We start from the raw sequence: 26,984 nt of genomic DNA, 5'->3' as shown, positions 1-26,984 counted from the left end.
GATCCAGAAAATTGGTCCCGATGTGATCCGCTTCATTCCTCCACAGTGGATTGCGGCGTCACGGGCGGTCCACGATCCGCTACCGAGGGTTGTCGGAGTCTCAGCCGTGTGACACCGCGTTGCCCGAAGTCGTTGCAGCTGTAACACTTGCTGGGTGTACGGCAACGACTTTCCCGGCCCCGACCAGGGGCCGGCAGCGGGACTGCTCGGCGAGGTCGAGGCGGCCGAGGCGGCGCTACGGGATGCCGCCCGGCGGGACCTCCACGCGGGCCGGGGCGACGCTCCGGACCCGGCGGGCGCCGACGAGGCGACCATGCACGACTACTTCACCTCGGTGATCGCGGCCGACCAGAAGATCGAGCCGCGGGACTGGATGCCCGACTCCTACCGGAAGACGCTGATCAGGCAGATCGCCCAGCACGCCCACTCCGAGATCATCGGGATGCAGCCGGAGGGCAACTGGATCAGCCGCGCCCCCTCCCTCAAGCGCAAGGCGATCCTGCTGGCCAAGGTCCAGGACGAGGCCGGGCACGGGCTCTACCTCTACGCGGCCGCGGAGACGCTCGGGATCAACCGGGACGAACTGGTCGAGATGCTGATCGAGGGCCGGCAGAAGTACAGCTCGATCTTCAACTACCCCACCCTGTCGTGGGCGGACGTGGGGGCGATCGGCTGGCTCGTCGACGGCGCGGCCATCGTCAACCAGGTGCCGCTGTGCCGCTGCTCGTACGGGCCGTACGCCCGCGCCATGATCCGCATCTGCAAGGAAGAGTCGTTCCACCAGCGGCAGGGCTTCGAGATCCTGCACGTACTCGCGCACGGCACGCCCGCCCAGAAGGCGATGGCGCAGGATGCCATCGACCGCTGGTGGTATCCCTCGCTGGCGATGTTCGGCCCGCCGGACACCGACTCGCCACACACCGCCCAGTCCATGGCCTGGAAGATCAAGCGCTTCTCCAACGACGAACTGCGCCAGCGGTTCGTCGACATGTGCGTGCAGCAGGCCGGCGTACTCGGCCTCACCCTGCCCGATCCCGACCTGCGCTGGAACGACGAACGGCAGGCGCACGACTACACCCAGCCCGACTACGCCGAGCTGATGCGGGTGATCAAGGGGGACGGGCCGTGCAACCGGGACCGGATCGCCCACCGGCGCCGGGCGCACGCCGACGGGGCCTGGGTCCGCGACGCGGCGGCGGCCTACGCCGCCAAACAGGCCGAACGCCAACGGGTACGGGAGATGGCCGCATGACCGAACGGAGCGAGGCCGGTTGGCCGTTGTGGGAGGTCTTCGTACGTGCCCGGCGCGGGCTGTCGCACACCCACGTCGGCAGCCTACACGCGCCCGACGCGTCGATGGCCCTGCGTAACGCCCGTGATCTCTACACCCGGCGGCAGGAGGGGGTGTCGATCTGGGTGGTGCCGGCGAGCACCATCACCGCGTCCAGCCCCGACGAGAAGGACGCCTTCTTCGACCCCGCCGCCGACAAGGTCTACCGCCATCCCACCTTCTACGACGTACCCGACGGGGTGGACCACCTGTGAAGCCCTCCGTCGACCACGTGCTGGCCATCGCCGACGACGCGCTGATCGCCGCGCAGCGGCTCGGTGAGTGGTACGCCGCCGCCCCGGAGATGGAAGAGGACGTGGCGCTGGCCAACATCGCCCTCGACCAGCTCGGTGCCGCCCGGCTGCTGCTGACGTACGCCGGGGAGCTGGAGGGGGCGGGCCGCGACGAGGACGCGCTCGCCTTCCTGCGCGACGACCGGGAGTTCCGCAACTGCCTGCTGGTCGAGCTACCGGACGCCGACTTCGCGGTCACGATCGTCAAGCTGTTGTTCCTGTCGGCCTGGCAACTGCCGCTGTACGCCGCACTCGCCGAGGGCGACGACGAGCGGCTCGCCGCGATCGGCGCCAAGGCACGCAAGGAGTCGGCCTACCACCTCGACCACAGTTCACAGTGGACGATACGGCTGGGGGACGGCACCGAGGAGTCGCACCGCCGGGTCCAGGCGGCCGTCGACGAACTGTGGCCGTACACGCACGAGCTGTTCGCCGCCGATCCGGCCGCCCCGGTCGATCCGGCCAACCTGCGGGGCGCCTGGCTGTCCACGATCGAGGGTGTGCTGACCGAGGCGACGTTGCGCCGTCCGGCCGACGGCTGGGGACCGGCCGGTGGGCGGACCGGTGTGCACACCGAGCACCTGTCCTACCTGCTGGCCGAGATGCAGGTGCTGCACCGCGCCCATCCGGGGGCGAGCTGGTGACCGCCCTACCCGCCACCACCGGCCGCACCGCCACCACCCCTGACGCGGGAGCCGGCCCGGACGTCCGGGCCGCCGTCGCCGCGGTCGTCGACCCGGAGATCCGGGTGGTCACCATCGCCGAACTCGGCATCCTGCGTGACGTCAGCACCGACCCGGCGACCGGGCGGGTCACGGTGACCATCACCCCGACGTACACCGGCTGCCCGGCCATGGACGTGATCCGCGCCGACATCCACCGGGCGATGGCCGCCGCCGGCCACCCGGACGGTGAGGTACGTACCGTCTTCGCGCCGCCGTGGAGCACCGACTGGATCACCGTCGGGGGACGGGCCAAGCTCGCCGCCGCCGGCATCGCCCCACCCGGCCCGGCCCGGCCGGCGGGGCCGGTCGCGGTGCCGCTGGCCGTACGGTGCCCGCACTGCGGTGCGCTCGACACCGAGCAGATCAGCCGGTTCGGCTCCACCGCCTGCAAGGCGCTCTGGCGGTGCCGGTCCTGCCGGGAACCCTTCGACCAGGTGAAGGCGCTGTGAGCCGAGCGAACGGGTTGGTTCAGTGGTGAGCGAGCGGAGCGAGGTGGCGGCGTGAGCGTGACGATCAGTAGGCCGGCGCGGCGCCGGCCGACCTTCCATCCGCTGCCCGTCGGGGCCGTCGACCGGCTCACCGACGAGGCGGTGGCGATCACCTTCGACGTGCCGCCGGAGCTGCGCCCGCTCTTCGCCTTCCGGGCCGGCCAGCACCTGACCGTACGCCGGGTCGAGGACGGCGCCGACGTGCGGCGGTCGTACTCGATCTGCTCCACGCCCGCCGACCTGGCCGACCACGGCCGGCTGCGGATCGGGGTCAAGGAGATCCCGGGGGGTGCGTTCTCCAGCTTCGCCAGCCGCGCGCTACGGGCCGGTGACACCATCGACGTGATGCCGCCGCTCGGGCATTTCACCACCGACTTCGATCCGGGCCGGGTCCGGCACTACGGCGCGGTCGCCGCCGGTTCCGGCATCACCCCGGTCCTGTCCCTGGTCGCGACCGCCCTGGCGGTCGAGCCCGGCAGCCGGTTCACCCTGGTGTACGGCAACCGGCACGCCCGGACCGTGATGTTCGCCGAGGAACTGGCCGACCTGAAGGACCGTTATCCGGCCCGGCTGCACCTGGTGCACGTGCTGTCCCGTGAGCCCGGCGAGTCGCCGCTGCTGTCCGGTCGGATCGACGACGACCGGCTGAACCGGCTGCTCGACTCGGTCGTGCCGGTCGAGCGGATCGACGAGTGGTTCCTGTGCGGACCGTACGGCCTGGTCACCGGGGCCACGACGGTGCTGGCCGGGCGGGGGGTGCCGGCGCGGTCGGTGCACTCGGAGTTGTTCCACGTCGACGAGGTGCCGGCGCCACCGGCCCGGCCGGCCGGCACCGAGGGGGGCACCGAGGTGACGATCGTGCTCGACGGGCGGGCGTCGAGCCTGCGGATGGGGGCCGACGAACGGGTCCTCGACGCCGCGCTGCGGGTCCGGGGCGAGCTGCCGTACGCGTGCAAGGGTGGGGTCTGCTCGACCTGCCGGGCGAAGGTCGTCGAGGGCGAGGTGTCGATGGCGCGCAACTACGCGCTGGAGCCCGACGAGGTTGCCGCCGGTTACGTTCTCACCTGCCAGTCGAGTCCTATGACCGACCGCCTCGTCGTCGACTACGACGCCTGACCGGCCGGCCGTCCGACGGTCGGGCGGCCCGGTCCGGGGAGCACGGGTCACATCGGCGGGCGCTGGATGCCGGTGGGGGGCGGTGCCGACGTAGGCTCGGACCTGTGACTGAGAGCCGGGAGATCGAGAGCATCCTGCAGCGCGGCGCCGACGGTGGGCGGATCACGCCCGAGGAGGCGTTGCTGCTCTACACCGACGCGCCGTTCCACGCGCTCGGTGAGGCGGCCGACGCGGTGCGCCGGCGCCGCTACCCGGACAACATCGTCACCTACCTGATCGACCGCAACATCAACTACACGAACGTCTGCGTGACGGCGTGCAAGTTCTGCGCCTTCTACCGGGCACCGAAGCATGCCGAGGGCTGGACCCACCCGACCGAGGAGATCCTGCGCCGCTGCGCCGAGGCCGTCGAGTTGGGCGCGACGCAGGTGATGCTCCAGGGCGGCCACCACCCGGACTACGGCGTGGAGTACTACGAGGAGCTGTTCTCCTCGGTCAAGACCGCCTACCCGCAGTTGGCGATCCACTCGATCGGGCCGAGCGAGATCCTGCACATGGCTAAGGTGTCGGGGGTGTCGCTGGAGGAGGCGATCACCCGGATCAAGGCGGCGGGCCTCGACTCGATCGCCGGTGCCGGCGCCGAGATGCTGCCCGACCGGCCCCGTAAGGCGATCGCGCCGCTGAAGGAGTCCGGCGCCCGCTGGCTCGAGGTGATGGAGTTGGCGCACACGCTGGGTGTCGAGTCGACCGCGACGATGATGATGGGCACCGGTGAGACCAACGCCGAGCGGATCGAGCACATGCGGATGATCCGTGACGTGCAGGACCGTACGAAGGGTTTCCGGGCCTTCATCCCGTGGACCTACCAGCCGGAGAACAACCACCTCAAGGGCCGCACCCAGGCGACCACCCTGGAATACCTGCGGCTGATCGCGGTGGCCCGGCTCTTCTTCGAGACCGTGCCGCACCTGCAGGCGTCGTGGCTGACCACCGGCAAGGACGTCGGCCAGCTCGCCCTCCACATGGGCGTCGACGACCTCGGTTCGATCATGCTGGAGGAGAACGTCATCTCGTCGGCGGGTGCCCGGCACCGGTCGAACCTGCACGAGTTGATCTGGATGATCCGGTCGGCCGGTCGTGTCCCGGCGCAGCGGGACACCCTCTACAACCACCTCGCGGTGCACCGTACGCCGGCCGAAGATCCGTCGGACGAGCGCGTCGTGTCGCATTTCTCGTCGATCGCGTTGCCCGGTGGCGGTGTGAAGACGCTGCCTTTGGTTGACGCCCAGTAATGGGAGAATGATCTCTCGGTCATATTCGAGATCGGCCATTCGGGTGGTAGTTGGCCGGCGATTCGGTAGATCATTCGAGCTGCCCTGGTGAATCGCCGGCGGATCTCTCGTGGCAATAGTCATCAATTTGGACATTCTTTTAAGTCTGTCTTAGATGCCCTGGTCATCACCACTGGATCACGGGGTAGCGCCGGCCGACGGTGACCACTAACGTCCCCGGTCGTATCTTCCCTACCGCCATGGGGGCACCCCAACATGATCTTCCGAAACCGCGCTCTCGCGCGTGTCGGTGCAGGCGCTTTCGGCCTCGTCGCGGTGGGCGCCTTCGCCACGCCCGCCTTCGCTGACGACACGGCCGACGTCGAGGTCAAGCTCAGTGGCACCACCATCGCCGCCGGCGCGTCCGGCAAGGCCGCGTTCGCGTCGCTGATCAACAACAGCAAGACGACCACCGCCACCGGTCTGACCATCACGGTCGACTTCTCCGACCTCGACACCAACCTCGTCGACGTCGTGCACTTCGGTGGCGGCTGCAACGAGCCGGTGGACAGCAAGCTCATCTGCGGCATCACCCCGGACGAGCTGAAGCCGGGCGAGGACTTCGACGTCCCGGTCGCCCTGGTCCGCAAGAACGTCGAGTCGGCGGAGTCGCCGGGCTCGATCACCATCTCGGTCGAGACCGAGACCACCGACCCCAACCTGAAGAACAACACCGTCACCGCGCCGGTGACCATCGGCGGCAACGGCCCCGACCTCTATGTCTGGGCCGCCGACGTACCGGTCAACCAGGACGGCACCACCGGTACGCTCCAGCCCGGCGAGACCGGTGCGCTGGTGATCGAGGTCGGCAACCAGGGCGACCGGGCCGCCGGCGGCTTCACGGTGACCGCGGCCCTGCCCGAGAACGCCACCTTCGACAGCGTGATCGTCGAGCAGTTCCCGGACGACTTCGCCGGCTGCGAGTTCACCGCCTCCGAGGCGGTCTGCGACTGGCGGGACCTGCCGCTCATCCCGGTCGACCAGGACGAGTCCACCGAGGACGACGTCTTCTCCGCGTACACCTTCGCCCTGCCGGTGAAGGTCGCCGACGACGCCGAGGCCGGTGTCAACCTGACCGGCGGCCTCGCCGTGGTCGAGGGCTACCAGATGTCGGAGCGGATGCTGGCCCGCCGCGCCCCGCAGGCGGTCGAACTGCCGCAGGGCGTCGAGGGCGTGCTCGCCAAGGACGCCGACTGGACCGACAACTCCGACGAGTTCACCGTGTTCGTCAAGGCCGCCGACGGTAACGGCGGCGGTGGCGGACTGCCGGTGACCGGTGTGCAGGCCGGCCTCCTGAGCGGCATCGGCCTGGCCGTGGTCGCCGCCGGTGGCGCGATGTTCCTGATCTCCCGCCGTCGCCGCGTGGTCCTGGTGACCCCCGGCGACGAGAAGCCGACCGCCTGACGGTCGTACATAGATAGCAGGGCGTCACGGGCGGGGTGGGCAACCACCTCGCCCGTGGCTGTTGACTCTCCACCTCCCCCTCCCTGGTAACGCCCCGATTCCCGGAGGACCCATGCACCCCCGCATCCCGCGTGCCGCCGCTGGTCTGGCCGCGGCGCTCGTGGCCGCCACGCTCGCCGCCACGCCGGCCGCCGCGGCCCCGGAAGACACCTCGTCAGCCGACCTCAACCTCGCCGTCAGCGGCGAGCGGGTGGTCAGCTACGCCACGGTGAAACAGTTCTTCGTACGGCTGTCGAACGACGGACCCGACGCCGCGCAGGGCGTGAAGGTCACCATCGACGCCGGCAACATCGACCAGAACGTGCTGTTCTTCGGCCTGCCGTCCGGGCCGGGTTGCGAGGAGGACGGGCCGACCAAGGTCACCTGCGAACTCGGTGAGCTGGCCAACGGTACGACGGTGACGGACTTCCCGGCCCTGTTCGCCGCCACCCCGAAGCGCAAGGGTTCCGCGGGCTCGTTCACCGTCACGGTGAACGCGGTGACCGCCGACCCGAACGCGGCGAACAACACCCAGACCGTCAACGTCGAGGCGGTTCCCCGCGGCCTCGACCTGACGGCGGTCGCCCGGGACGTCTACGCCGACTACGCCGACAACACCCCGGTGGCTCCCGGCGGGACCGGCGACCTGCACTGGGCGCTGTACAACGCGGGCCGGGACACGGTGCAGGGCGTGACCTTCGAGATCGCGCTGCCGCCGTACGTGACGTTCGCCGACCAGCGGCCCGGCTGCAAGTACAACGACGAGAACACCGTCGCGTCGTGCCGGCGCGACGCCCGCATCGTGGCGCCCGGCGAGATCTTCATGATGGTCCGGCCGATGAAGGTCAAGGTGGCCGCCGACGCTCCCGGGCCGGTCGGACTCTCCGGCGGCTGGGTCGTCGGCTACGCCAACGGCAAGGCCAGCCCGAACGTGCGGCCGCTGGCCGCCCGGTCCGCCGACCAGGACACCGTGGTCGAGGCGGCCGACGAGAAGGTACGCCGCGACGTCGACCCGTCCGACAACGCCGTGCAGTTCGCCGTGGTCACCGGCCGCAACCCGGTCGACCTGTCGGTCACCAGCACGCCGGCGACCGGCGCGGTCGGCGACACCGTGGAGGTCGAGTTCGAGGCGACGAACAAGGGTCCGGCGACCAGCAGCCCGCTGTTCGAGGTACGGGCCCCGGAGGGCACCACGGCACTGCTGCCCGAGGAGGGCATCGTTCCGTCGTGCGTCGAGAAGGACGGCGGCCTGGTCTGCGGGCTCGACGGTGAACTGGGGGTCGGGGAGACGACGTCCTTCGCGCTGAAGTTCCGCATCGACGCGGAGCAGGTCGGCACCGACGGGCAGATCACGGTCGGCAACACCTTCGCTTCGCCGGAGTCGGCACCGGAGGACAACGTCGCGCCGATCAGCATCACCGCGTCCGGCGCGGGTCCGGGTGAAGGTCCGGGCGGCGGTTCGGGCGGTGGCGGCGGGCTGCCGGTGACCGGTGTGCAGGCGACCGTGCTCGGCGGCGCCGGCCTGCTGGTCGCCGTGGTGGGCGGTGTGCTGCTCGTGCTCGCCCGGCGGCGCCGGGTGGTCCTGGTCACCCCGACCGAGGACAAGTAGGGCGTACGCCCACTCAGGACGGTACTCACGGGCGCCGGCGGTCTGACCGCCGGCGCCCGCGGCCGTACCGGGGCGGCTGTCGGGTCCGGTCACGATGCTGGCAGAGTTGACCCGTGTCCCGCGCTCAGCTAGACAAGCAGCCGCACGAGGTCGCCGCGATGTTCGACGGCGTCGCCTCGAGATACGACCTGACCAACACCGTCCTCTCGTTCGGCCAGGACCGCGGCTGGCGCCGGGCCACCCGGTCGGCGCTCGGGCTGCGTCCCGGCGACCGGGTGCTCGACCTCGGCGCCGGCACCGGGGTGTCGACCGAGGAACTGGCCCGCTCCGGCGCGTACGCGGTGGGTGTCGACCTGTCGCTCGGCATGCTGCTGGCCGGTCGCCGGGTACGCCCCGACGTGCCACTGCTGGCCGGTGACGCGCTGCGGCTGCCGTTCGCCGACGCGACCTTCGACGCGGTGACCATCTCGTTCGCGCTGCGCAACATGGTCGACACCGGTGCCGCCCTGCGTGAACTGGCCCGGGTGACCCGGCCGGGCGGCCGGCTCGTGGTGTGCGAGTTCAGTCACCCGACGAGCCGGGCGTTCCGCACCGTCTACCTGTCGTACCTGATGCGGTCGCTGCCGGCGGTGGCCCGCGCGGTGTCCAGCAACCCGGACGCCTACGTCTACCTCGCCGAGTCGATCCGGGCGTGGCCGGACCAGGCCGGACTCTCGGCCCGGATCATGGACTCGGGCTGGGCGAAGGTGGCCTGGCGCAACCTCAGCGGGGGCGTGGTGGCGCTGCACCGGGCGACCCGGGTCTGACCTCGGGAAGCAGCGTAGCGGAGCGGTTCGGGTACGTTGCGTGACCATTGCTGGTCGATTTCTGGCGGATGCCCGTTCAGGGCTGTCACCTCGCTTGGTTAGGTATGCCTAACCAGTAAGGGGCGTACAGCTCGGTCTTAGACTCTCCCGGGATCAGGCTTGTGAAGAGTTTCACGAGCGGTCGGGAGGGAGGCGCAGATGGCCACGACTCAGCACGACGCCGACGTCATCGTCGTCGGTGCCGGACCGGGCGGTTCGACGACGGCCTACCACCTTGCCCGCCACGGGCTGCGGGTGCTGCTGCTGGAGAAGACCGAGTTCCCGCGCGAGAAGGTCTGCGGCGACGGGCTGACCCCGCGGGCCGTCAAGCAGCTCGTGAAGATGGGCATCGACACCTCGCCCGAGGCCGGCTGGCTGCACAACCGCGGGCTGCGGGTCATCGGTGGCGGCGTACGCCTCGAACTCGACTGGCCCGACCTGGCCAGCTTCCCCAACTACGGCCTGGTCCGCACCCGCCTCGACTTCGACGACCTGCTCGCCCGGCAGGCCGTCGGCGCGGGCGTCGAACTGCGCACCAACGTCAACGTCCTCGCCCCGGTGCTCGACGACGCCGGGCGCGCGGTCGGCGTGACTGCGGAGTCCGGCCCCGACAAGGCGCCGGTCACCTTCCACGCCCCGCTGATCGTCGCCGCCGACGGCGTGTCCGGCCGGTTCCCGCTGGCGATGGGCCTCGCCAAGCGCGAGGACCGACCGATCGGTGTCGCGGTCCGCCGCTACTACCGCTCGCCGCTGCGGCACGACGACAACTACCTCGAATCCTGGCTGGAGCTGCGCAGCAAGGAGAACCCCGACAAGCTGCTGCCCGGCTACGGCTGGATCTTCGGTATGGGCGACGGCCGGGTCAACGTCGGGCTCGGCGTGCTCAACTCCTCCTCGGCGTTCGGCAAGACCAACTACCGCCGGCTGCTGACCGACTGGCTCGCCAACACCCCGGAAGACTGGGGGATGACCGACGAGGCCAACGCCGACGGCCCGATCCTCGGCGCGGCGCTGCCGATGGGCTTCAACCGGGTGCCGCACTACACCCGCGGCGTCCTGCTGGTCGGCGACTCGGGCGGCATGGTCAACCCGTTCAACGGCGAGGGCATCGCCTACGCGATGGAGTCCGGCGAACTGGCCGCCGAGGTCGCCGTCCAGGCGCTGGCCCGCTCCGCCGGCCCCGAGCGGGAGCGGGCGCTCGCCTTTTACCCGACCGAGCTGAAGAGCCGCTACGGCGGCTACTACCGCCTCGGCGGCATCTTCGTGAAGCTGATCGGCCGGCCCGAGATCATGAAGATGGCCACCCGGCACGGCATGCCGCACCCGCTGCTGATGCGATTCGTGCTGAAGCTGCTCGCCAACCTGACCGATCCACGTGGCGGTGACGCCATGGACCGGGTCATCAACGCCATGACCAGGGTCGCTCCCGCCGTGTGATCCGCGATCACGGCCCCCGGCCGGAACAGCTGTAACAAGTACGAATAGTGTGAAATCCGATCAGGCAAAAGTGAGGACGGCAGGAGGAGACGATGTCACTCTCCGTGTGGGTGCCAATCGTGGGTCTGCTGACCCTCGGTGCCCTCTTCGCACTCTTCTCCGTGGGCATCGCTCCGATCGTCGGCCCCAAGCGGTTCAACCGGGCCAAGCTCGAGGCGTACGAGTGCGGCATCGAGCCGTCCCCACAGCCGGTCGGTGGTGGACGGTTCCCGATCAAGTTCTACCTGACCGCGATGTTGTTCATCATCTTCGACATCGAGATCATCTTTCTCTTCCCGTGGGCCGTGCACTTCGACGCGCTCGGCCTGTTCGGGTTCGTCGAGATGGTCCTGTTCATCGGCATGGTCTCCATCGCGTACGCCTACGAGTGGCGGCGCGGCGGCCTGGACTGGAACTGAGGTTCGCCATGGGTATCGAGGAGAAGCTGCCGAGCGGCATCCTGCTCACGTCGGTGGAGAAGCTTTCCAACTGGGCGCGTAAGTCGTCCTTCTGGGGCGCCACCTTCGGTCTTGCCTGCTGCGCCATCGAGATGATGGCCGCCGGCGGCCCTCACTACGACCTGGGCCGCTGGGGCATGGAGGTCTTCCGGGCCTCGCCCCGGCAGGCCGACCTGATGATCGTCGCCGGCCGGGTGAGCCAGAAGATGGCCCCGGTCGTACGGCAGATCTACGACCAGATGCCGGAGCCGCGTTCGGTCATCTCGATGGGCGTGTGCGCCTCCTCCGGCGGCATGTTCAACAACTACGCGCTCGTGCAGGGCGTCGACCACATCATCCCGGTGGACATGTACCTGCCCGGCTGCCCGCCGCGCCCGGAGATGCTGATCGACGCCATCCTCAAGATGCGCGAGAAGGTGATGGCCCAGCCGCTCGGCCCGAACGGCCGCAAGATGCTGGCCGCCCGCGAGGCGCGTGGGGACGTACCGGTCGTGGCGCCCGGCGCCATGCCGTCGTCGTACCGCTCCGACAAGGCCCGGCGGGCCGAGTGGGAGCAGGCGGTCCGCGAGGGCCGTGAGGAACAGCTCCGCATCGAGAACTGGATGAAGGCGCAGAACCACATCCGCGGGGGTGCCCGTTGAGCGAGCCCAACAAGACCAGCGAGGTGCCCGGCGGCGGCGTACCGGTGGCGGCGCCACCGGTCGGCGCGACCAGCGGCGCCCCGGCCGAGTTCCCGCCGGCCAGCGGTGCCGGCCGCGGCATGTTCGGCATCCACGGCTCCGGTGACACCTCGGGCTTCGGCGGCCTGGTCCGCCGCAAGGTCGGGATCATCGACAGCCCCCGGCCGTACGGCGGCTACTTCGACGAGGTCCGCGACGCCCTCGAAGAGGCGTACCCCGGGTTCGCCGACGCGATCGAGAAGGTCGTCGTCGACCGGAACGAACTGACCCTCCACGTACGCCCGGAGCGGATCGTCGAGGTCTGCCAGGTGATGCGCGACGACGAGGCGCTGCGGTTCGAGCTGCTCTCGTCTCTGTCGGGGGTGGACTACCTCGGCTCCGACGAGCGTCGGCTGCACGTCGTCTACCAGCTGACCTCGATGACCTACCGCCGGATCGTGCGGCTGGAGGTCGCGGTGACGGCCGAGCACCCGCACGTGCCGAGCGTCTGCTCCGTCTACCCGACCGCCAACTGGCAGGAGCGGGAGGCGTACGACATGTTCGGGGTCCTCTTCGACGGCCACCCGGGACTCACCCGGATCCTGATGCCGGACGACTGGGAGGGGCACCCCCAGCGCAAGGACTACCCGCTCGGCGGCGTGCCGGTGGAGTACAAGGGCGCGGAGATTCCCCCTCCGGACGAGCGGAGGTCCTACCAGTGATCGACCGTAACGAGGTGGCGGTATGAGCACTCCCGGTTACGCGACCGAGCGGGAGACCACCGAGGGCAAGGTGTTCAACGTCACCGGCGGCGACTGGGACACCGTCGTCGAGGGCGTCGACCCGCTCAGCGACGAGCGGATCGTGGTCAACCTGGGTCCCCAGCACCCGTCGACGCACGGCGTGCTCCGGCTGGTGCTGGAGCTCGAGGGCGAGACGGTCACCGAGGTCCGGCCGATCGTCGGCTACCTGCACACCGGTATCGAGAAGAACCTCGAATACCGCAACTGGGTGCAGGGCACGACCTTCGTGACCCGGATGGACTACCTGGCCCCGATCTTCAACGAGACCGCGTACTCGCTGGCGGTGGAGAAGCTGCTCGGCATCGAGGAGCAGATCACCGAGCGGGCCACCACCATCCGCGTGCTGATGATGGAGCTCAACCGGATCTCCTCGCACATGGTCTGGTTCGCCACGACCGGCATGGAGTTGGGGGCGATCTCGCTGATGCTCTACGGCTTCCGCGAGCGCGAGTACGTCCTGGACATCTTCGAGCTCTGCTCCGGCCTGCGGATGAACATGGCCTACGTACGGCCGGGCGGCGTCGCCCAGGACGTGCCGGACGAGGCGATCAAGAAGATCGACGAGTTGCTCGACTACCTGCCCAAGCGCCTCGCCGAATACGAGGCGATGCTGAGCGACAACGTCATCTGGAAGGGACGCACCCAGAACGTCGGCGTCCTCGACGTGACCGGTTGCCTCGCGATGGGTGTCACCGGTCCGGTGCTGCGCTCCGCGGGCCTGGCCTGGGACCTGCGCAAGACGATGCCGTACTGCGGCTACGAGACGTACGACTTCAACGTCCCGACCGCGACCAGCGCCGACGTGTGGGGCCGCTACCAGGTACGGCTGGCCGAGACCCGCGAGTCGATGAAGATCATTCGGCAGGCGGTCGACCGGCTCCGGCCGGGCCCGATCATGGTCGCCGACAAGAAGATCGCCTGGCCGGCGCAGCTCGCGATCGGCGTCGACGGCATGGGCAACTCGCTGGAGCACGTCGCCAAGATCATGGGTCAGTCGATGGAGTCGCTGATCCACCACTTCAAGCTGGTGACGGAGGGCTTCCGGGTGCCGCCCGGACAGGTCTACGTCCCGATCGAAGGGCCCCGCGGTGAGCTGGGCGCACATGCCGTCTCCGACGGAGGCACCCGGCCCTACCGGGTGCACTTCCGGGAGCCGAGCTTCGTCAACCTCCAGGCGATCCCGGCCATGTCCGAGGGCGCACTGCTGGCCGACGTGATCGCGGGCGGCGCTTCGCTGGACCCGGTGATGGGTGGGTGTGACCGATGAGTGTGCCGTTCGACGAGCAGACCCGGGCCCGGGCCGCTGAGATCATCAGCCGCTACCCGGCCGACCGGTCCCGCTCCGCACTGCTGCCGCTGCTGCACCTGGTGCAGTCCGAGGAGGGCTACGTCTCCCCGGCCGGCGTCGAGTTCTGTGCCGAGGTGCTCGGCATCAACAAGGCGCAGGTCGGCGCGGTGGCGACGTTCTACACCATGTACAAGCGCCGGCCGACCGGCGACTACCTGGTGAGCGTCTGCACCAACACCATGTGCGACGTGCTCGGTGGCCAGAAGGTCTTCGACACCCTCAGCGAACTGCTCGAGGTCGGGCACGACCAGACCACCGCCGACGGCACCATCACCCTGGAGCACGCGGAGTGCCTCGCCGCCTGCGACTACGGGCCGGTCATGACCGTCAACTACGACTTCTTCGACAAGGTCGACCCCGACGTCGCCACCGGCATCGTCGAGGAACTGCGGGCCGGCAAGCAGCCGATGCCGACCCGGGGTGCGCGGCTCTGCACGCTCAAGGAGATGTCGCTCCAGCTCGCCGGCTTCGCCGACACCCGCGAGGGTGCGGTCGCCGACGGCCCGGCCGGCGACGCGACGCTGCGCGGTCTGCGGCTGGCCCAGGAGCACGGCATCGCGGTCCGCGACTTCGACCCGAACACGCCGATCCGGAGCAAGGACGCCGGCGACAAGCCGGCGCCCCCGACCACCCGGCCCGCCGCCGCGACCGCCACCACCGCCCCGGACGTGAAGGCGCCCGACGGCAAGTCGCCCCAGGTGCGTACGGCCGAGACCCGGTCGCCGGACGCCGCGACGCCGGTTCCCGACGCGCCGGGCACGACGCCCCCGGTCGACGGCACCCCGCCGGCGCCCGGCGACGCGAAGGCAGCCGAGGCGGCCGGTGTCGCCAGCAACAAGCCGGCCAGCGACGCCAAGCCGGCCGGCGACGACGGCGGAGCCCGGCAGGCCAATCTCGAGGGATCGAAGGAAGCGGAGGCCGAGAAGTGACCACGCCTCGGCGGGAGACGCTGGAGAAGCTGACCCCGGTCCTGACCAAGCGCTGGCTGTCGCCGGACGCCTGGCGGCTCGACGTCTACGAGCGGCTCGACGGGTACGCCGCGCTGCGCAAGGCGATCAAGGCCGACCCGGACGACCTGATCCAACTGATCAAGGACTCGGGGCTGCGCGGCCGCGGCGGCGCCGGCTTCCCGACCGGTCTGAAGTGGGGCTTCATCCCGCAGAACGACGGCAAGCCGCACTACCTCGTGGTCAACGCCGACGAGGGCGAGCCGGGCACCTGCAAGGACCTGCCCCTGATGACCCACGACCCGCACTCGCTGATCGAGGGCGTCATCATCGCCTCGTACGCGATCCGGGCCAACCGCGCCTACATCTACATCCGCGGCGAGGCGGTGCACGCCGCCCGCCGGCTGCGCCACGCGGTCGCCGAGGCGCACAAGGCGGGCTACCTCGGCCGCAACATCCTCGGCTCCGGCTTCGACCTGGAACTGGTCGTGCACAGCGGCGCCGGCGCGTACATCTGCGGCGAGGAGACCGCGCTCCTCGACTCGCTGGAGGGCTTCCGTGGCCAGCCCCGGCTGCGCCCGCCCTTCCCGGCGACCCACGGCCTCTACGCCAGCCCGACGGTGGTCAACAACGTCGGCACCATCGCCAGCGTGCCGTACATCGTGCTCGGTGGCAGCGCCTGGTGGAAGACGATGGGCACCGAGAAGTCGTCCGGGCCGATGATCTACTCGCTGTCCGGCCGGATCGCCAACCCCGGCCAGTACGAGTGCTCGATGGGCATCACGCTGCGCGAGCTGATCGAGCTGGCCGGCGGCATGCAGCCCGGGCACAACCTGCGGTTCTGGACGCCGGGTGGCTCCTCCACCCCGCTGCTCACCGCCGACCACCTCGACGTGCCCCTCGACTTCGAGGGGGTGTCCGCCGCCGGCTCGATCCTCGGCACGACGGCGACGCAGATCTTCTCCGACCAGGACTGCCCGGTCTACGCGACGTACCGGTGGCTGGAGTTCTACCACCACGAGTCGTGCGGCAAGTGCACCCCGTGCCGCGAGGGCAACTACTGGATGGTGCGGGTCTACCGCCGGATCCTGGCCGGCCAGGGCACCCACGAAGACCTGGACACCCTGCTCGACACCTGCGACAACATCCTGGGCCGCTCCTTCTGCGGTCTCGGTGACGGCGCCACCAGCTCGGTGACCTCGTCGCTGCAGTACTTCAAGCAGGACTACCTCGACTACATCGAAGGCCGCCGGGCGCCGAGGTTGTCCGAGAAGACTCTGGTCGGAGCGCACTAATGACGGACGTAGCCAAGGCCGCGGACACGGTCACGCTCACCATCGACGGCATCGAGGTGACGGCCCCCAAGGGTGCGCTGCTCATCCGGGTCGCCGAGCAGATGGGCATCGAGATCCCACGGTTCTGCGACCACCCGCTGCTGGCTCCCGCCGGGGCCTGCCGGCAGTGCCTGGTCGATGTGGAGGGCCAGCGTAAGCCGGTCGCCTCGTGCACCCAGACGGTCGCCGAGGGCATGGTCGTCCGTACCCAGCTCACCTCTCCGGTCGCCAAGAAGGCGCAGGAGGGGATCATGGAGCTGCTGCTGGTCAACCACCCGCTCGACTGCCCGATGTGTGACAAGGGCGGCGAGTGCCCGCTGCAGAACCAGGCGATGTCGACCGGGCGCGCCGAGTCGCGGTTCCACGAGCACAAGCGCGAGTACGAGAAGCCGATCAACATCTCGTCGCAGGTCCTGCTCGACCGCGAGCGGTGCGTTCTCTGCCAGCGCTGCACCCGCTTCTCCGAGGAGATCGCGGGCGACAAGTTCATCGACCTGATGGGACGCTCCTCGGCCGAGGAGATCAACGTCTACCGGGACGACTACTACGGCGCCGAGCCCACGGACGACGAGTCCGGTGACGTGCCGTTCAACTCGTACTTCTCCGGCAACACGGTGCAGATCTGCCCGGTCGGCGCGCTGACCGGAGCCCAGTACCGCTTCCGGGCCCGCCCGTTCGACCTGGTGTCGACGCCGAGCGTGTGTGAGCACTGCTCCGCCGGTTGCGCCCAGCGCACCGACTGGCGGCGGGGCAAGGTGTTGCGCCGGCTCGCCGGTGACGACGCGGCGGTGAACGAGGAGTGGAACTGCGACAAGGGCCGGTGGGGCTTCCAGTACGCGAACGCCTTCGACCGCCTCACCACCCCGCTCGTACGGGACGCCAAGACGGGCGAGCTGCGCGAGGCGGCGTGGAGCGAGGCGCTGGCGATCGCCGCCGACGGACTGCGCGCCGCCCGTGACGGCGGCCGGGGCGTCGGCGTACTGACCGGTGGCCGGCTGACCGTCGAGGACGCCTACGCCTACGCCAAGTTCGCCCGGATCGCGCTCAACACCAACGACATCGACTTCCGGGCCCGGCCGCTGTCGGCCGAGGAGACCGAGTTCCTCGCCTCCTCCGTGGTCGGCACCAACACGGTCACCTACGCCGACGTCGAGAAGGCGCCGGCGGTCGTGATCGTCGGGCTGGAGCCGGAGGAGGAGTGCCCGATCCTCTTCCTGCGGCTGCGCAAGGCGTACACCAAGCGCAAGCTGCTGGTGCACGCGCTGGCGCCGTACGTCACCCGTGGGCTGGCGAAGATCGGCGCCACGGTCACCGCCACGGTGCCCGGCGACGAGGCCCGGCTGCTGGCCGAGGACCCGAAGGTCGCCGACGCGCTGCGCCACGAGGGCGCCGTCCTGCTGGTCGGCGAGCGGCTCGCCGCCGTACCCGGTGGGTTGTCGGCGGCCGCGGCGCTGGCGGCGCGTACCGGGGCGAAGCTGGCCTGGGTGCCGCGTCGCGCCGGAGACCGGGGCGCGGTCGACGCCGGTTGCCTGCCCAACCTGCTGCCCGGCGCCCGCCCGGTCGCCGACCCGGCCGCCCGCTCGGAGCTGGCCGGCCTGTGGGACCTCGCCGCCGGGGTCCTGCCCAGCCGGCCCGGCCGCGACACCGACGGGATCGTCGCCGCCGCCGCGGCGGGCGAACTCGGCGCGCTGCTCGTCGCCGGGGTCGACCCGGCCGACCTGGCCGACCCCCGGCTGGCCGAGGAAGCCCTCGACAAGGTGCCGTTCCTGGTCAGCCTGGAGCTGCGCAAGAGCGCGGTCAGCCGCCGCGCGGACGTGGTGTTCCCGGTCGCGCCGGTGGTCGAGAAGGCCGGCAGCTTCGTCGACTGGGAGGGCCGGCTGCGCACCTTCGAGGCGGTCCTCAACACCGCGTCGATGACCGACGCCCGGGTGCTCGACGCCCTCGCCGCCCAGCTCGACGTGACGCTGGGCACCGGTGACGTCAACAGCATCCGCCGCGAGCTGGGATCCCTGCCGGCCACCACCTCCGCGCCGGCCGAGGTGCCGGCCGTCGCGCCGGCCGCGCTTCCGGCGGTCGGTGCTGGCGAGGCGGTCCTCGCCACCTGGCACCACCTGGTCGACCTGGGCAGCCTGCTCGACGGCGACGAGGTGCTGGCGGGTACGGCCCGGGTGCCGGTGGTCCGGATCGGCAAGGCGCTCGCCGAGACGCTCGGGGTGGCCGACGGCGAGGCGGTCACGGTCGGCACCGACCGTGGCGCGCTGACCCTGCCGGCCGAGATCACCGAGATGCCGGACGGTGTGGTCTGGCTGCCGACCAACTCGCCCGGCGCGACCGTACGGCGCAGCCTCGGCGCGACGTCCGGCGCGGTCGTACGGGTCTCCGCCGGCGCCGGCGGACCTCTCCTGGCGCAGCAGAGCACTGAGGGAGCCGTTCAGTGATCACCACCTATCTGGCGCAGAGTCCGACACTCGAAGACTTCGGCAAGGACGTCTGGTGGCTCGTCCTGCTCAAGATCGTCGCCGTGTTCGTGATGCTGCTCCTGCTGACCCTCTTCACGATCAACTACGAGCGCAAGGTCGTGGCCCGGATGGCGGTCCGGCCGGGCCCCAACCAGGTCGGGCCGAACGGCTGGTTCCAGTCGCTCACCGACGGCCTGAAGCTGCCGTTCAAGGAAGAGATCATCCCGAAGACGGCCGACAAGGTCGTCTACTTCCTCGCGCCGGTGATCTCGGCCACCTGCGCGTTCACCGCGTTCGCCGTCATTCCCTTCGGCCCGATGGTGTCGATCTTCGGCCAGCGGACCCCGCTCCAGCTGACCGACACGCCCGTCTCGGTCCTGCTGGTGCTCGCCTGCGCCTCCATCGGCGTCTACGGCATCGTGCTCGCCGGTTGGGCGTCCGGCTCGACCTACCCGCTGCTCGGCGGCCTCCGGTCGACCGCTCAGGTGATCTCGTACGAGGTGGCGATGGGGCTGTCCATCGTCGCGGTCTTCATGACCGCCGGCACGATGTCGACCTCCGAGATCATCCGGGCGCAGGAGCACGGCAATCCGATCAACCTGTTCGGCCTCGAGGTGACCGCGCCCGGCTGGTACGCCGTACTGCTCGCGCCGAGCTTCGTCATCTACGCCATCTCGGCGGTCGGTGAGACCAACCGGGCCCCGTTCGACCTGCCCGAGGCCGAGTCCGAGCTGGTCGGCGGCTTCCACACCGAATACTCGTCGTTCAAGTTCGCGATGTTCTTCCTCGCCGAGTACATCAACATGATCACGGTGTCGGCGCTGTGCACCACGCTGTTCCTCGGTGGCTGGCGGGCCCCGTGGCCGATCAGCTTCTGGGAGGGTGCCAACTCCGGCTGGTGGCCGATGCTGTGGTTCCTCGGCAAGGTGCTGCTCCTGCTCTTCGGCTTCATCTGGCTGCGGGCCACGCTGCCCCGGCTGCGCTACGACCAGTTCATGCGCTTCGGCTGGAAGATCCTGATCCCGGTCAGCCTGCTCTGGATCTTCGCTCTGGCCGGCATCAAGATCGTGCAGACGCAGGAGGGTGGCCCCGCCCAGTACCTGATCATCGGCAGCATCGTCGTGGTCGTGCTGCTGCTGGCGCTGCTCTGGCCGTCCGGCAAGAAGGAACCCACCATCTCGCTCGAGGAGCAGATCGCCGCCCGCCCCAAGGGCAGCTTCCCGTTGCCGCCGATGGATCTACAGGTTCCACCGAGCCCACGGGTCCGGCGCGACGTCGCCGAGCGGCAGCCCGCGCTGACCGGTGCCCGCGGCGACACCGCGGCCGCCGGCGAGACCGGACCGGGCGCCACCGACCAGTCCAGCCCCAACGGCCCGGCCGACAAGGAGGTGTGAGATGGCCTTCGGATCCATCAAGGGCTTCGGGGTGACCTTCTCCCACATGTTCCGGAAGGTCATCACCACCGACTACCCGTTCAAGCCGCCGGTCTCGGCACCGCGCTACCACGGCCGGCACATCCTCAACCGGCACCCGGACGGGCTGGAGAAGTGCATCGGCTGCGAGCTGTGCGCCTGGGCCTGCCCGGCCGACGCGATCTACGTCGAGGGCGGCGACAACACCGAGGAGCAGCGCTTCTCACCGGGTGAGCGCTACGCCAGCATCTACCAGATCAACTACGCCCGCTGCATCTTCTGCGGACTGTGCATCGAGGCGTGCCCGACCCGGTCGCTGACGATGAGCAACGAATACGAGTTGGCGCGCGACTCGCGCCAGGATCTGATCTTCACCAAGGAACAGCTCCTGGCGCCGCTCCTGCCCGGCATGGAGCAGCCGCCGCACCCGATGCGTCTCGGCGACTCGGAGAAGGACTACTACGTCGGCGCGCTGACCAACCCCGGCACCTCGGCGGGCGCCGAACGGGCGCCCTGGTCGGAGTCGGGCACGGTCGACGGGTCCGGAACGACTGGAGAGGTCAAATGACGAGCGCACAGGTGGTGCTCGCGGCGTCCGGCGGAGTCTCCACCGGTGAGCAGATCGCGTTCTGGGTGCTGGCACCGCTGGCGCTGGTCGGGGCATTCGGCATGGTGCTGGCCCGCAACGCCGTCCACTCGGCGCTGTGGCTGGTCATCACCATGCTCTGCCTGGGTGCGTTCTACGTCATCCAGTCCGGGCCGTTCATCGGCATGGTGCAGATCATCGTCTACACCGGCGCGATCATGATGCTGTTCCTCTTCGTGCTGATGCTCGTCGGCCGGGACTCGTCCGACTCGCTGATCGAGACGCTGCGCGGGCAGCGGCTGGCCGCGGTCGTGCTCGGCATCGGGTTCGCCGCGCTCGTCGGTGCCGGCCTCGCCCGCGGACTCGGCAGCGTGCAGGCGGTCGGCCTCGACGAGGCGAACGCGAACGGCAACGTGCAGGGCATCGCCGCCCTGCTCTTCACCGACTACGTCGTCGTCTTCGAACTTTCCGGCGGGCTGTTGATCGTCGCGACGGTCGGCGCGATGGTGCTGGCGCACATCGAGCGGCGCAAGGGCGAGCGGCTCACCCAGGTCGAGCGGATGAAGGCCCGCTTCGCCCCCGGCAACGACCCGGGCCCGAAGCCCGGTCCCGGTGTCTTCGCCACGTCGTCGTCGGTCACCACCCCGGCCCGGTTGCCCGACGGGACGCTCAGCGAGCGGAGCATCCCGCGGATCCTGCCGGTGCGCGAGCTGAGCTCCTCCGAAACCGCACCGAAGGGGACCGAGAAGTGAGCTTCTTCGACGTCTCGCCGAACCACTACCTGATCCTGTCGGCGGTGCTGTTCACCATCGGCGCGGTGGGTGTGCTGATCCGGCGCAACGCCATCGTCCTGTTCATGTGTGTCGAGCTCATGCTCAACGCCGCCAATCTGAGCCTGGTCACGTTCAGCCGGATCAACGGCGACCTCAACGGCCAGATCATGGCGTTCTTCGTGATGGTGGTCGCCGCCGCCGAGGTCGTGGTCGGGTTGGCCATCATCATGTCGATCTTCCGTACTCGACGCTCGGCGAGCGTCGACGACGCGAACCTGCTGAAGTACTAAAGGGGCCCTCGAGTGGACGAGACTGTGGAGTACGCCCAAGCCACGGGGCTGTTGAGCAGCGTGTGGCTGCTGGTGGCCATCCCGCTGGCGAGCGCGGCGATCCTCCTGCTGCTCGGCCGCCGGGCCGACCGGTGGGGGCACTGGCTCGGTGTGGCGAGCGTCGGCGCCGCCTTCGTGCTGGGGCTGACCTATTTCTTCCAGCTCCGCGGCCTGGACAACAAGTCGGTCGAGCTGAGCCTGTGGGACTTCATCGCGGTCGGCAGCTTCAACGTCGACTTCGGTCTGCTCTTCGACCCGCTGTCCGCGGTGTTCGTACTGCTGATCACCGGCGTCGGCTTCCTGATCCACATCTACGCGGTCGGGTACATGTCGCACGACGAGGGACGGCGGCGGTTCTTCGCCTTCTTCAACCTCTTCGTCGCCGCGATGCTGCTGCTGGTGCTCGGCAACAACTACGTGATGCTGTACGTCGGTTGGGAAGGCGTCGGTGTCGCGTCGTACCTGCTGATCTCGTTCTGGTACGACCGGCCGTCGGCGGCCACCGCCGGCAAGAAGGCGTTCCTGATGAACCGGGTCGGTGACGCCGGTCTGGCCATCGCCATCTTCATCATGTTCGCCACCCTCGGCACCACCCAGTACGACGAGGTCTTCAACGGCGTCAGCGCCCTGGCCGCCGGCACCGTCCTGGTGATGGGCCTGCTGCTCCTGCTCGGCGCGACCGGAAAGTCGGGCCAGTTCCCGCTCCAGGCCTGGCTCCCGGACGCGATGGAGGGCCCGACCCCGGTGTCGGCGCTCATCCACGCCGCCACCATGGTCACCGCCGGCGTCTACCTGATCGCCCGCTCGAACCCGATCTTCTCGGCCAACACCACCCTCCAGACGGTGGTGGTCAGCATCGGTGCGCTCACCCTGCTGATCGGCTGCATCATCGGCTGCGCCAAGGACGACATCAAGCGGGTCCTGGCCTGGTCGACGGTCTCCCAGATCGGCTACATGTTCCTCGGTGTCGGGCTCGGCGGCGCGGCGTACGCGCTGGCGATCATCCACCTGCTCGCGCACGGCTTCTTCAAGGCCGGCCTCTTCCTCGGTGCCGGCTCGGTCATGCACGGGATGCACGACCAGACCGACATCCGGCGCTTCGGCGGGCTGTGGAAGTACATGAAGATCACCTGGGCGACCTTCGGGCTGGCCTGGCTGGCGATCATCGGCCTCCCGCCGCTGTCCGGCTACTTCTCCAAGGAGCCGATCATCGCGGCGGCGTTCGACCGCGGCGACTGGACATCCTGGCTCTTCGGCGGCGCCGCGCTGCTCGGTGCCGGCCTCACCGCCTTCTACATGACCCGCCTGTTCGTGCTCACCTTCCACGGGCCGAAGCGCTGGACCGACGAGATCGAGCACCCGCACGAGTCCCCGCCGGTCATGACGGTCCCGCTGGTGCTGCTCGCCGTCGGCTCGGTCGGGGCCGGTGCGCTCCTCGCGTCGTCGGTGCCGGACTGGCTGACCCCGGTCCTCGGCGGCGACCACGGCGAGTCGCACGGGGTGCTCTCGCACACCGTCATCAACATCCTGTCCCTCGTGGTCACGCTGCTCGGTGTCGGTCTGGCGTGGATGCTCTTCCGCAACGGCACCGCCCTGCAGGAGCAGCCCGCCGGCCCGCTGGTCAGCGCCGCCCGCCGCAACCTCTACGCCGACGCCTTCAACGAGGTCGTCTTCGAGAAGCCGGGCATCTTCCTCACCCGTGCCCTGGTCTACTTCGACAACAAGGGCATCGACGGTGCGGTCAACGGCCTCGCCGCCGCCATCGGCGGCGGATCGGGCCGCCTGCGCCGGCTCCAGACCGGCTTCGTACGGTCGTACGCGATGTCGATGCTCGCCGGCGCCGTGGTCGTCGTCGCGGCGTTCCTCGCGCTGCAGTTGGGGTGGTTGGCGTGACGTACCAGGTACAGCCCGCCAGTGTCGGCGGACCTTGCGTTCACAACGGAGGTAAGGCCGAATAATGTCCGCTGACTTCCCCTTCCTCTCGGTGCTGACAGCGGCGCCGCTGGTCGGCGCCCTGGTGGTGGCGCTCATGCCACGCAGCCGGCCGGAGCTCGCCAAGCGGGTGGCCCTCGGCTGGTCGCTGGCCGTGCTCGTGCTCGCCGTGTTCATGTGGGTGTCGTTCGAGGTGGGCGGCGACCGGCTCCAGTTCCGGGAGTCGTACGCCTGGATCCCCAACTGGGGCGTCAACTTCACCTTCGCCGCCGACGGCATCGCGCTGGTGATGCTCGCGCTGATCGCCCTGCTCGTGCCGCTGGTGATCCTGGCGAGCTGGCACGACGCCGACAAGTCGAAGCGGTCGGTGCCGGTCTACTTCGCGCTGCTGCTCCTGCTCGAGTGCACGATGATCGGCGTCTTCGCCGCCGCCGACGTCTTCCTGTTCTACGTGTTCTTCGAGGTCATGCTGGTGCCGATGTACTTCCTCATCGGCAGCTTCGGTGGGCACCAGCGGCAGTACGCGGCGGTGAAGTTCTTCCTCTACTCGCTGGTCGGCGGCCTCTTCATGCTCGCCGCGGTGATCGGCCTGTGGGTGGTCGGCGGGCGCACCTTCGACTGGGAGAGCCTGACCCAGATCGACATGACGACCGGCACCGAGCGGTGGCTGTTCCTCGGCTTCTTCATCGCGTTCGCGATCAAGGCACCGTTCTTCCCGTTCCACACCTGGCTGCCGGACGCCGGTGGCGCCGCCCCGGCCGGTGCCGCCGCGCTGCTCGTCGGCGTGCTCGACAAGGTCGGCACCTTCGGCATCCTGCGCTACTGCCTGCCGCTCTTCCCCGAGGCGTCGAAGTGGTTCGCGCCGTACGCCCTGACCCTCGCGGTGATCGGCATCATCTACGCGGCACTGCTCGCGATCGGGCAGAACGACCTCAAGCGGCTGGTCTCCTACACGTCGATCGCCCACTTCGGCTTCATCGGGGTCGGCATCTTCGCGTTCACCACCCAGGCCGGCACCGGCGCGGTGCTCTACATGGTCAACCACGGCCTCGCCACCGGCCTGCTCTTCCTGGTCGTCGGCATGCTGGTCGCCCGGCGCGGGTCGGCGCTGGTCAGCGACTTCGGCGGCGCGGGCAAGCTGGTGCCGGTGCTTGCCGGGGTGCTGTTCTTCGCCGGTCTGGCCTCGCTGGCGCTGCCCGGCACCGCACCGTTCGTGTCGGAGTTCCTGGTGTTGATCGGCACGTTCACGGTCAACAAGCCGGTCGCCATCATCGCCACGGCCGGCATCATCCTCGCCGCCGCGTACGTGCTGTGGATGGTGCAACGAACGACGCAGGGCACCCTCAATCCGGCACTGTCCGGGGTGGAGGGGATGCGCCGTGACCTGAACCTGCGGGAGAAGGTCGTCGTGACGCCTCTGATCCTTCTCCTGCTGCTGCTCGGCTTCTACCCGAAGCCGGTCACCGACGTCATCAACCCCGCCATCCAGGCGACGATGCAGGATGTCGGCAAGACCGACCCGGCGCCGACGGTGGCCACTGTTCAGGAGGCCGGCCGGTGAGCGCGAGGAGTGCAGCGAAGCGGAGCCCCGCAGTCGCGAACGAAAGGTCGACTCCGGTGAGCGCGAGGAGTGCAGCGAAGCGGAGCCCCGCAGTCGCGAACGAAAGGTGTGACCGGTGAATCAGCTCAAGCTCCCAGATATCGACTATGGAGCGATCGCACCGATCCTGGTCCTGTTCGCGGGTGCGTGCCTCAGCGTGCTGCTCGAGGCGTTCCTCCCGCGTAAGCACCGGCACCGGGTGCAGCTCGGGGTCGGGCTGCTCGCCCTCGTCGGCGCGCTGGTCATGGTGATCGTCGGCTTCGACACCCGTACCGTCACCGCGGGCGGGGCGCTGGCCATCGACGGGCCGACCCTGTTCCTGCAGGGCGCGATCATCATCCTCGCGCTGATGGCGCTGCTGTTGATGGCCGAGCGCTCGCTGGACCAAGGCGGCCCGTTCGTCGCCCAGGCGGCGATCACCGCCGGCTCGGAGGCCGACCGCCGCCAGGCCGCCCGGGAGGGTGGGGCCACCGAGGTCTACCCGCTGGCGCTGTTCGCCATCGCCGGCATGATGGTCTTCGTCGCCGCGAACGACCTGCTGACGATGTTCATCGCGCTCGAGGTCTTCTCGCTGCCGCTCTACCTGCTGTGTGCGCTCGCCCGCCGGCGGCGGCTGCTCAGCCAGGAGGCCGCGCTCAAGTACTTCATGCTCGGCGCGTACGCCTCCGGGTTCTTCCTGTTCGGCATCGCGCTGATCTACGGCTTCACCGCCGGTGTGGCCACCGGTCCGGACGGCACGTCGGGCGGCGTCGACTTCGCCACCGTGCACGCCGCGGTGAGCAGCTCGACCGCGAGCCCGGTGCTGCTCTTCGCCGGTGTCGCGATGGTCGCCATCGGCCTGCTGTTCAAGGCCGCCGCCGCCCCGTTCCACGTGTGGACGCCGGACGTCTACCAGGGCGCCCCGACCTCGATCACCGCGTTCATGGCCGCCTGCACCAAGGTCGCGGCCTTCGGTGGTCTGCTGCGGGTGCTGTACGTGGCGCTCGAAGGGATCTCCTGGGACTACACCCCGGTCCTGGGCGCGATCGCGATCCTGACCATGCTGGTCGGCGCGGTGCTCGCGGTGACCCAGACCGACCTCAAGCGGCTGCTCGCCTACTCGTCGGTGGCCAACGCCGGTTACCTGCTGGTCGGGGTGCTCGCGCTGTCGAAGGACGGGCTGTCGAGCACGATGTTCTACCTGGTCGCGTACGGCTTCACGGTCATCGCCGCGTTCGGCCTGCTGACCCTGGTCCGCGACGCCGACGGGGAGGCGACCCACCTGTCCCGCTGGGCGGGGCTCGGCCGGCGTTCGCCGCTGCTCGCCGGTGCGTTCACGTTCATCCTGCTGGCCTTCGCCGGTATCCCGCTCACCAGCGGCTTCACCAGCAAGTTCGCGGTGTTCGGGGCGGCCCTCGACGGCGGCCAGAGCTGGCTGGTGATCGCGGGGGTGCTGACCAGCATGATCCTCGCGTTCCCCTACCTGCGGGTCGTGGTGATGATGTGGCTGTCCGAGCCGGGCGAGTCGACGCCGACCGTGTCGATCCCCGGTGCGTTCACCGCCGCCGCGTTGATGATCGGCGTGGTCGCGACCCTGGTGCTCGGCATCGCGCCGGCACCGTTGCTCGACCTGACCAACAGCGCCGCCGAATTCGTGCAATGACGCCGTTCCGGCCCGATCGTCGCAGCCAGCAGCCCCGCACCAGGCC

General features: G+C 69.7%; 24 protein-coding genes. All 24 read left to right on the top strand.

The window, feature by feature from the left end:
• Positions 1 to 154 precede the first annotated feature (154 nt).
• The 24 genes from paaA (at position 155) to nuoN (ending at position 26,938) form a co-directional block, all read left to right on the top strand.
• Positions 155 to 1,252, top strand: a complete 1,098-nt coding sequence (gene paaA, locus AB0M79_RS18520) for a 1,2-phenylacetyl-CoA epoxidase subunit PaaA (protein ID WP_364214774.1) — start codon at positions 155 to 157, stop codon at positions 1,250 to 1,252.
• Complete coding sequence (gene paaB, locus AB0M79_RS18515) at positions 1,249 to 1,545, top strand: 1,2-phenylacetyl-CoA epoxidase subunit PaaB (RefSeq protein WP_364214771.1); 297 nt, start codon at positions 1,249 to 1,251, stop codon at positions 1,543 to 1,545. Before paaA ends, paaB begins: the two co-directional genes overlap by 4 nt.
• Positions 1,542 to 2,267, top strand: coding sequence for a 1,2-phenylacetyl-CoA epoxidase subunit PaaC (paaC, locus tag AB0M79_RS18510; protein ID WP_364214768.1), 726 nt, complete (start codon positions 1,542 to 1,544; stop codon positions 2,265 to 2,267). The genes paaB and paaC overlap by 4 nt, the downstream gene beginning before the upstream one ends.
• On the top strand, positions 2,264 to 2,797 hold the full coding sequence (paaD, locus tag AB0M79_RS18505) for a 1,2-phenylacetyl-CoA epoxidase subunit PaaD (RefSeq protein ID WP_364214765.1): 534 nt from the start codon (positions 2,264 to 2,266) through the stop codon (positions 2,795 to 2,797). The genes paaC and paaD overlap by 4 nt, the downstream gene beginning before the upstream one ends.
• Before the next feature lie 51 nt (positions 2,798 to 2,848).
• Entirely contained in the window at positions 2,849 to 3,952 is a 1,104-nt protein-coding gene (gene paaE / locus AB0M79_RS18500; protein ID WP_364214762.1) for a 1,2-phenylacetyl-CoA epoxidase subunit PaaE, read from the top strand.
• 104 nt (positions 3,953 to 4,056) lie between these two features.
• Positions 4,057 to 5,244, top strand: coding sequence for a cyclic dehypoxanthinyl futalosine synthase (mqnC, locus tag AB0M79_RS18495; RefSeq protein ID WP_364214759.1), 1,188 nt, complete (start codon positions 4,057 to 4,059; stop codon positions 5,242 to 5,244).
• 315 nt (positions 5,245 to 5,559) lie between these two features.
• Positions 5,560 to 6,687 (top strand): hypothetical protein, encoded by a 1,128-nt coding sequence (locus AB0M79_RS18490; protein WP_364214756.1) that lies wholly within the window; start codon positions 5,560 to 5,562, stop codon positions 6,685 to 6,687.
• A gap of 112 nt (positions 6,688 to 6,799) precedes the next feature.
• Positions 6,800 to 8,335 carry a hypothetical protein gene (locus tag AB0M79_RS18485; protein WP_364214753.1) on the top strand — a complete coding sequence of 512 codons (1,536 nt, stop codon included), beginning with the start codon at positions 6,800 to 6,802 and terminating at the stop codon, positions 8,333 to 8,335.
• A gap of 113 nt (positions 8,336 to 8,448) precedes the next feature.
• Entirely contained in the window at positions 8,449 to 9,141 is a 693-nt protein-coding gene (locus AB0M79_RS18480; protein ID WP_357540675.1) for a demethylmenaquinone methyltransferase, read from the top strand.
• Positions 9,142 to 9,339: 198 nt separating this feature from the next.
• The gene (locus tag AB0M79_RS18475) at positions 9,340 to 10,617 is read left to right on the top strand and encodes a geranylgeranyl reductase family protein (RefSeq protein ID WP_364214750.1); all 1,278 of its coding nucleotides are present in this window, start codon (positions 9,340 to 9,342) and stop codon (positions 10,615 to 10,617) included.
• Positions 10,618 to 10,709: 92 nt separating this feature from the next.
• A complete protein-coding gene (locus AB0M79_RS18470; RefSeq protein ID WP_364214747.1) occupies positions 10,710 to 11,075 on the top strand; it encodes an NADH-quinone oxidoreductase subunit A in 366 nt (121 codons plus the stop codon).
• An 8-nt stretch (positions 11,076 to 11,083) separates the two neighbouring features.
• Complete coding sequence (locus AB0M79_RS18465; protein ID WP_212824486.1) at positions 11,084 to 11,755, top strand: NADH-quinone oxidoreductase subunit B; 672 nt, start codon at positions 11,084 to 11,086, stop codon at positions 11,753 to 11,755.
• A gap of 23 nt (positions 11,756 to 11,778) precedes the next feature.
• A complete protein-coding gene (locus AB0M79_RS18460) occupies positions 11,779 to 12,495 on the top strand; it encodes an NADH-quinone oxidoreductase subunit C (RefSeq protein ID WP_364214958.1) in 717 nt (238 codons plus the stop codon).
• A 22-nt stretch (positions 12,496 to 12,517) separates the two neighbouring features.
• Positions 12,518 to 13,843: an NADH-quinone oxidoreductase subunit D gene (locus AB0M79_RS18455; RefSeq protein ID WP_357516503.1), complete on the top strand. Its 1,326-nt coding sequence runs from the start codon at positions 12,518 to 12,520 to the stop codon at positions 13,841 to 13,843.
• The gene (gene nuoE / locus AB0M79_RS18450) at positions 13,840 to 14,853 is read left to right on the top strand and encodes an NADH-quinone oxidoreductase subunit NuoE (RefSeq protein ID WP_364214743.1); all 1,014 of its coding nucleotides are present in this window, start codon (positions 13,840 to 13,842) and stop codon (positions 14,851 to 14,853) included. Before AB0M79_RS18455 ends, nuoE begins: the two co-directional genes overlap by 4 nt.
• Complete coding sequence (gene nuoF / locus AB0M79_RS18445; protein ID WP_364214740.1) at positions 14,850 to 16,166, top strand: NADH-quinone oxidoreductase subunit NuoF; 1,317 nt, start codon at positions 14,850 to 14,852, stop codon at positions 16,164 to 16,166. The genes nuoE and nuoF overlap by 4 nt, the downstream gene beginning before the upstream one ends.
• On the top strand, positions 16,166 to 18,643 hold the full coding sequence (locus AB0M79_RS18440; RefSeq protein WP_364214737.1) for an NADH-quinone oxidoreductase subunit G: 2,478 nt from the start codon (positions 16,166 to 16,168) through the stop codon (positions 18,641 to 18,643). Before nuoF ends, AB0M79_RS18440 begins: the two co-directional genes overlap by 1 nt.
• Positions 18,640 to 20,058, top strand: coding sequence for an NADH-quinone oxidoreductase subunit NuoH (gene nuoH, locus AB0M79_RS18435; RefSeq protein ID WP_364214735.1), 1,419 nt, complete (start codon positions 18,640 to 18,642; stop codon positions 20,056 to 20,058). The genes AB0M79_RS18440 and nuoH overlap by 4 nt, the downstream gene beginning before the upstream one ends.
• A gap of 1 nt (position 20,059) precedes the next feature.
• Entirely contained in the window at positions 20,060 to 20,644 is a 585-nt protein-coding gene (nuoI, locus tag AB0M79_RS18430) for an NADH-quinone oxidoreductase subunit NuoI (protein WP_364214732.1), read from the top strand.
• Entirely contained in the window at positions 20,641 to 21,414 is a 774-nt protein-coding gene (locus AB0M79_RS18425) for an NADH-quinone oxidoreductase subunit J (protein ID WP_364214728.1), read from the top strand. Before nuoI ends, AB0M79_RS18425 begins: the two co-directional genes overlap by 4 nt.
• Positions 21,411 to 21,725 carry an NADH-quinone oxidoreductase subunit NuoK gene (nuoK, locus tag AB0M79_RS18420; protein ID WP_212824468.1) on the top strand — a complete coding sequence of 105 codons (315 nt, stop codon included), beginning with the start codon at positions 21,411 to 21,413 and terminating at the stop codon, positions 21,723 to 21,725. The genes AB0M79_RS18425 and nuoK overlap by 4 nt, the downstream gene beginning before the upstream one ends.
• A 12-nt stretch (positions 21,726 to 21,737) precedes the next feature.
• On the top strand, positions 21,738 to 23,657 hold the full coding sequence (gene nuoL, locus AB0M79_RS18415) for an NADH-quinone oxidoreductase subunit L (protein ID WP_364214725.1): 1,920 nt from the start codon (positions 21,738 to 21,740) through the stop codon (positions 23,655 to 23,657).
• A 64-nt stretch (positions 23,658 to 23,721) separates the two neighbouring features.
• Positions 23,722 to 25,257: an NADH-quinone oxidoreductase subunit M gene (locus AB0M79_RS18410; RefSeq protein ID WP_364214722.1), complete on the top strand. Its 1,536-nt coding sequence runs from the start codon at positions 23,722 to 23,724 to the stop codon at positions 25,255 to 25,257.
• Positions 25,258 to 25,372: 115 nt separating this feature from the next.
• Positions 25,373 to 26,938, top strand: a complete 1,566-nt coding sequence (gene nuoN / locus AB0M79_RS18405; protein ID WP_364214719.1) for an NADH-quinone oxidoreductase subunit NuoN — start codon at positions 25,373 to 25,375, stop codon at positions 26,936 to 26,938.
• The last annotated feature ends 46 nt before the right edge of the window (positions 26,939 to 26,984 follow it).

Origin of the sequence: Polymorphospora sp. NPDC051019 (assembly GCF_040683055.1) — a bacterium.
Classification (GTDB): domain Bacteria; phylum Actinomycetota; class Actinomycetes; order Mycobacteriales; family Micromonosporaceae; genus Polymorphospora; species Polymorphospora lycopeni.
This window is presented reverse-complemented; position numbering and strand designations above follow the sequence as displayed.

What these genes read in the sequence shown, in the direction of transcription:
- paaB (WP_364214771.1), top strand. Translation starts at nt 1,249, where the DNA reads ATGACCGAACGGAGCGAGGCCGGTTGGCCGTTGTGGGAGGTCTTCGTA.
- AB0M79_RS18485 (WP_364214753.1), top strand. Translation starts at nt 6,800, where the DNA reads ATGCACCCCCGCATCCCGCGTGCCGCCGCTGGTCTGGCCGCGGCGCTC.
- AB0M79_RS18475 (WP_364214750.1), top strand. Translation starts at nt 9,340, where the DNA reads ATGGCCACGACTCAGCACGACGCCGACGTCATCGTCGTCGGTGCCGGA.
- AB0M79_RS18470 (WP_364214747.1), top strand. Translation starts at nt 10,710, where the DNA reads ATGTCACTCTCCGTGTGGGTGCCAATCGTGGGTCTGCTGACCCTCGGT.
- AB0M79_RS18465 (WP_212824486.1), top strand. Translation starts at nt 11,084, where the DNA reads ATGGGTATCGAGGAGAAGCTGCCGAGCGGCATCCTGCTCACGTCGGTG.
- AB0M79_RS18455 (WP_357516503.1), top strand. Translation starts at nt 12,518, where the DNA reads ATGAGCACTCCCGGTTACGCGACCGAGCGGGAGACCACCGAGGGCAAG.
- nuoE (WP_364214743.1), top strand. Translation starts at nt 13,840, where the DNA reads ATGAGTGTGCCGTTCGACGAGCAGACCCGGGCCCGGGCCGCTGAGATC.
- AB0M79_RS18440 (WP_364214737.1), top strand. Translation starts at nt 16,166, where the DNA reads ATGACGGACGTAGCCAAGGCCGCGGACACGGTCACGCTCACCATCGAC.
- nuoI (WP_364214732.1), top strand. Translation starts at nt 20,060, where the DNA reads ATGGCCTTCGGATCCATCAAGGGCTTCGGGGTGACCTTCTCCCACATG.
- AB0M79_RS18425 (WP_364214728.1), top strand. Translation starts at nt 20,641, where the DNA reads ATGACGAGCGCACAGGTGGTGCTCGCGGCGTCCGGCGGAGTCTCCACC.
- AB0M79_RS18410 (WP_364214722.1), top strand. Translation starts at nt 23,722, where the DNA reads ATGTCCGCTGACTTCCCCTTCCTCTCGGTGCTGACAGCGGCGCCGCTG.